This is a genomic window from Kitasatospora sp. NPDC059973 (assembly GCF_042737525.1).
Classification (GTDB): domain Bacteria; phylum Actinomycetota; class Actinomycetes; order Streptomycetales; family Streptomycetaceae; genus Kitasatospora.
In genome coordinates this window covers 1-5,114 of record NZ_JBHWUI010000299.1, presented here as the reverse complement: position 1 = coordinate 5,114, position 5,114 = coordinate 1, and the positions used below count along the sequence as shown (strand labels likewise).

Here is a 5,114-nt window from a genome sequence, read left to right as displayed (position 1 = left end):
GGGTCCGGGGTTCTCCCCGGACCGGCCCGCCGTTTCCTCGTTCCGTCCGTCTGTGTCCGGCTGCGTCTCTCCCCATCGTCCCGGCTCCGCCCGGAGCCCGCCCGGAGCCCGCTCGGAGCCGGCCCGGAGCCCGCCCGGACCGGCCGGCCGACCCGCCCCGGGGGCGGAGCGCGGGTGGCGGGCACCCGGACGGAGCGGTGAGCGCTCGAAATCGGCCAAATTTCCGAGGGATGGGGATCGGTGGAAACCCCTACGGAAGGCCGGAAAGCGGCGCCGGCGGTGCCGTCAGGGCATCGCGGGCGCGAAGCGGCCGGTCGGGCCGGCCGCCAGGGTGCGGTCGAGCAGGGACAGCGCCCGCAGCTCGGCCACGCCCTGGTCCGGCGCGCGGACGTACAGCACCAGTCCCACACCCCCCGGGACGGCGCAGGCGCGCACGTGCTCCAGACCGTCGCCCGGCCCCGCGCACCCCCACACGGCTGCCTGGACGTCGGCGGCTCCCGCCTCGCCCGTCGGCGCGGCGGAGACGTCCAGGAGGGTCAGGTGGACGGGGAACACCGAAGGGTCAGTCCCAGCCGATGCCCGGGTTCCCGGTGGGGGTGGTGTCCCAGCCGATCGCCGCGGGCAGCGGGTGGTCCCAGCCGATGCCGGTGTCGGCGGCCACGCCGGCGGTGACGGCGGTGGCGGCGGCCGGCTGGGCGGCGAAGGCGGGCGCGGAGACGCCGGCGAGGGAGAGTGCGAGGGCGGCGGCGGCGAGCAGCCGGACGGTCTTGGGCACGGCGGTTCCTGTTCTGGGCACAGTGGTTCAGGGCGCGAAGGGGCAGAGCGCGGGGGAGGTGTGCGAGCGCGGGGCGTTGGAGCGCGGGGGAGGGTGCACGCACGGGGAATCCTCCCCGGTGGCGGCCCCCGGGCGGGAGGGGCGGCGGCGGGCAGCAACAGGCCAGGCAGCAAGCTGCAACCTCCTGGCGAAATCCCCGCGGATGCGCCCACCGGCCGGCCCGCCCGCGTCGGCCGGTCCGCCGGCGGGGCCCTGGGCGCGGCGGCGGTACCGCTCGCCAGGGCCGCTGCCGGTGCCCCTCGGGCGACACCCCCCGGTACCGTTCCGGCGGGGCTGTCGGCGTGGTTCCCCGCCGGGGGCCGGCGTACACCCGAGTCGCTTGACCGGATCATGCCTTGTGACGCCGGTGCCACGGCGCAAGGATCGAGCCGCAGATCGCCCGATAATCCCATTGCGACGAGCAGGGGTCATTGAAGTGCTGGAACTGCTGGGCCTCGACACCACCGCGGAGGCCGTCTACCGCGAGATGCTGGCCGACCCCGAGGGTGGCGTGGTCGAGCTGTGCCAGCGGCTCCGGCTGCCCGAACGCGCCGTCCGGGAGGCGCTCGACCGGCTCGCCGACCTCACCCTGCTGCGCGCCTCGCGGGACCGCCCCGGGGCGTTCTGGCCGGTCAGTCCGGAGCGCGGGCTGGAGCTCCTGCTGCGCCGTCAGGAGGAGGACCTCGCCCGGCGCCAGCAGGAGCTGGCCGTCTCCAAGGCGGCCGTGGCGCGGGCGGTGGCCGAGTACGCGACGCTGCGCGCCAGCACCCTGGTGGACGGCGGCGAGCGGCTGGTCGGCCTGGACGCCATCCAGGCCAAGCTGGAGGTGCTGACGGCCCGGCTGACCTCCGAGTGCCTCGCGGTGATGCCCGGCGGCGCGCAGTCCGCGGCCAGCCTGGCCGCCTCCCGGCCGCTGGACGAGGACGCCCTGGTGCGCGGGGTGAGCCTGCGCACCATCTACCAGGACAGCGTCCGCAACGACCCGGAGACCCTCGGGTACGCGCAGTGGATGACCGGTCTCGGCGGGCGGGTGCGCACCGCGCCGGTGCTGCCGCCCCGGATGCTGGTCTTCGACCGCTCCACCGCCGTGGTGCCGATCGACCCGGAGAACACCCGGCTCGGCGCCCTGTGCACCGAGGAGCCGGGCATCGTCGCCTCGCTGGTCGCGCTCTTCGAGCAGACCTGGGAGACGGCCGTCCCGCTCGGCACCCACCGGGCCGAGGACGCCGGAACGGGCCTGAGCGCCGGTGAGCGGGAGCTGCTGCGGCTGCTCTCCACGGGGCTCACCGACGACGCGGCGGCCAAGCGGCTCGGGGTCTCGGTGCGGACGGTGCGCCGGCAGATGGCCGCGCTGATGGAGCGGCTGGACGCGGGCAGCCGGTTCGAGGCGGGCCTGAAGGCCGCTCAGCGCGGCTGGCTGTAGCGGCGGTCGGGGGTGCGGCCCCCACGGTGACGATCTGCCGGGGCGGCCCGTCCGCCGGGAGCGGCATCCCCTCGGCCCCGGGAGTGACCGTCAGGGCGGCGGCGGGACCCCGCCGGGCGCCCGACCTGTCGCGCGCGTCACAGCTTCGGGTGTGATCTCGCCGACGGTCTCGATTGTTCACCGCCGAGGTCTTGTCGCGTCATTTTCTACGCGCGTATCTTAAGGCGCTGCGGGGGGCCGTCCAGGATCCCCGGGCCCGCGCCTCTACGCGGGTAGCGCACTCGCGCCCGTCTGACCCACCCTCACGTCCCGGCAGCCCCACGACTGCCGGGCCACTCGTGCCACCCCCGTTGCCGTGCCGCTGCGCGCCACGACGAACCAAGGAGTCCCGTCCAGGTGACCACCTCCCCCGCTTCCCGCCCGCGGTCGCGCCGCACCCTGCTCCGCGCGACCCTCCTTCCGGCCGGCCTGGCCGTCTCGCTGGTGCTCGTCCCGCTGCCGGCCGCAGTGGCCGCGCCCTCGGCCGACGCGGTGATCGCCGAGGTGTACGGCGGCGGTGGCAACTCGGGTGCCACGCTGAAGAACGACTTCATCGAGCTGGCCAACAAGGGCGGCGCCGCCTTCGGCCTGGACGGCTGGAGCGTGCAGTACATATCCGGCACGCCCGGCGCGAACTCCCAGTGGGGCGTCACCCCGCTGACCGGTGCGATCGCCCCCGGCACCCGCTACCTGGTCGCCGAGGCGGCCGGCGCGGCCGGCACGGTCGACCTGCCCACCCCGGACGCGGCCGGCTCGCTGGCCCTGTCGGGCACCAGCGGCACCGTCGCACTGGTCCGCGGCACCGACCCGCTGACCTGCAGGACCGCCGCCGACTGCGCCGCCGACCCGCGCGTGCGGGACCTGGTCGGCTTCGGCACCGCCGTCGTCCACGAGGGCTCGGCCGCCGCCGCCGGTGCCTCCAACACCGCCTCGGTGGCCCGCAAGGCGGGCCTCCCGGACACCGACGACAACGCGGCGGACCTCGCCGCCGGCGCCCCGAGCCCGACCAACAGCAAGGGCGAGGTCGCCGAGGGCTCCACCCCGACCGGCCCGACCGAGCCGGGCACCGTCCGGATCCACGACATCCAGGGCACCACCCGGCTGTCGAGCCGGACCGGCAAGACGGTCGCGGGCGTGCCCGGCATCGTCACCGGCGTGCGCGGCTACGGCTCCAAGGGCTTCTGGATCCAGGACCCGAACCCGGACGCCGACCCGGCCACCAGCGAGGGCGTCTTCGTCTACACCGGCAGCGCCAACCCGACCGTCAAGGTCGGCGACTCGGTGCTGGTCACCGGCAAGGTGACGGAGTACTACCCGAACTTCAACGGCGGCTCGCAGTCGCTCACCCAGCTCACCGGCCCGGCCGTCACCGTGCTCTCCTCGGGCAACCCGCTGCCGGCCGCGGTCGAGGTCGACACCCGCAACATCCCCGGCACCTACACCCCGCAGGCCCCGGCCGGCGGCACCGTCGAGTCCCTGCCGCTCCAGCCGGAGAAGTACACCCTGGACTTCTACGAGTCGCTGGAGGGCATGCGCGTCCAGGTCAAGGACGTCCGGGTGATCCAGGCGACCGACAAGTACAACGAGCTCTGGGTCGCGGCCGACAAGCAGGACCAGAGGAGCCGGCGCGGCGGCGTGCTGTACGAGTCGTACGAGGAGCCGAACGTCGGCCGCCTGATGGTGCAGCAGCAGGCGCCGGTCGCCCAGCAGCCGTTCCCGGTCGCCAACGTCGGCGACGTGCTGGCCGGCACCACCGACGGCCCGCTGGACTACAACAGCTTCGGCGGCTACACCCTGGTCGCCGGCACCCTCGGCGCGCTCCAGGACAACCACCTGGCCCGCGAGGTGACCGCGCAGCCGGCCGACCGCGAGCTGACCATCGCCACCTACAACGTGGAGAACCTGGCGCCCGGCAACCCGGACGCCAAGTTCGCCGAGCTGGCCCAGGCCGTGGTCACCAACCTGCGCTCGCCCGACGTCCTCGCCCTGGAGGAGATCCAGGACAACAACGGCGCCAAGAGCGACGGCACGGTGGACGCGAGCCAGACCGTCGCCAAGTTCGTCGCCGCCATCAAGGCGGCCGGCGGTCCGGCGTACGACTGGCGCTCGATCGACCCGCAGGACGGCAAGGACGGCGGCGAGCCCGGCGGCAACATCCGCCAGGTCTTCCTCTTCAACCCGCAGCGGGTCTCCTTCACCGACATCGCCGGCGGCAGCGCCACCGCCGCGGTGGACGTGGCCGGCACCGGCGCGGCCACCGCGCTGACCGCCTCGCCCGGCCGGATCGCCCCGGCCGACGAGGCCTGGGTGAACAGCCGCAAGCCGCTGGTGGGCCAGTTCTCCTTCCGCGGCAAGAAGGTCTTCGTCATCGCCAACCACTTCAACAGCAAGGGCGGCGACCAGGGCATCGACAGCCGCTTCCAGGCCCCGGCCCGCAGCTCCGAGGTGCAGCGCCTCAAGCAGGCCACGGTCGAGCAGGCCTTCGTCGCCAAGCTGCTGGCCGCCGACAAGGAGGCCAAGGTGGTCTCGCTCGGTGACTTCAACGACTACCAGTTCTCGCCCGCGCTGGCCGCGCTGACCAAGGACGGCGTGCTGCGCGACCTGGTGAACGAGCTGCCGGAGAAGGAGCAGTACTCCTACGTCTACCAGGGCAACTCGCAGGTGCTGGACCACGTCCTGGTCAGCCCCGAGGTCGGGTACGCCAAGTACGACGTGGTGCACATCAACAGCGAGTTCGCCGTCCAGGCGAGCGACCACGACCCGCAGGTGGTGCGCATCAAGCCGTAGGGCCCGCGGCACGACCGAGGGGGCGGTGACCGGAACTCCGGTCACCGCCCC

At 74.4% G+C, this 5,114-nt stretch carries 4 protein-coding genes; 2 read left to right on the top strand and 2 right to left on the bottom strand.

Annotated elements, in window-relative coordinates; genetic code table 11:
* Positions 1-285 precede the first annotated feature (285 nt).
* Together ACFWA9_RS38115 and ACFWA9_RS38110 are read right to left on the bottom strand one after the other, a co-directional pair.
* Complete coding sequence (locus tag ACFWA9_RS38115) at positions 286-555, bottom strand: hypothetical protein (RefSeq protein WP_329487110.1); 270 nt, start codon at positions 553-555, stop codon at positions 286-288.
* Positions 556-562: 7 nt separating this feature from the next.
* Positions 563-775, bottom strand: coding sequence for a hypothetical protein (locus ACFWA9_RS38110; RefSeq protein WP_380393966.1), 213 nt, complete (start codon positions 773-775; stop codon positions 563-565).
* A 475-nt stretch (positions 776-1,250) separates the two neighbouring features.
* Between ACFWA9_RS38110 and ACFWA9_RS38105 the strand changes: the two genes are divergently transcribed.
* Complete coding sequence (locus ACFWA9_RS38105; RefSeq protein ID WP_329487108.1) at positions 1,251-2,237, top strand: helix-turn-helix transcriptional regulator; 987 nt, start codon at positions 1,251-1,253, stop codon at positions 2,235-2,237.
* Positions 2,238-2,633: 396 nt separating this feature from the next.
* Positions 2,634-5,063, top strand: a complete 2,430-nt coding sequence (locus ACFWA9_RS38100; protein ID WP_380393963.1) for a lamin tail domain-containing protein — start codon at positions 2,634-2,636, stop codon at positions 5,061-5,063.
* Positions 5,064-5,114: the final 51 nt, after the last annotated feature.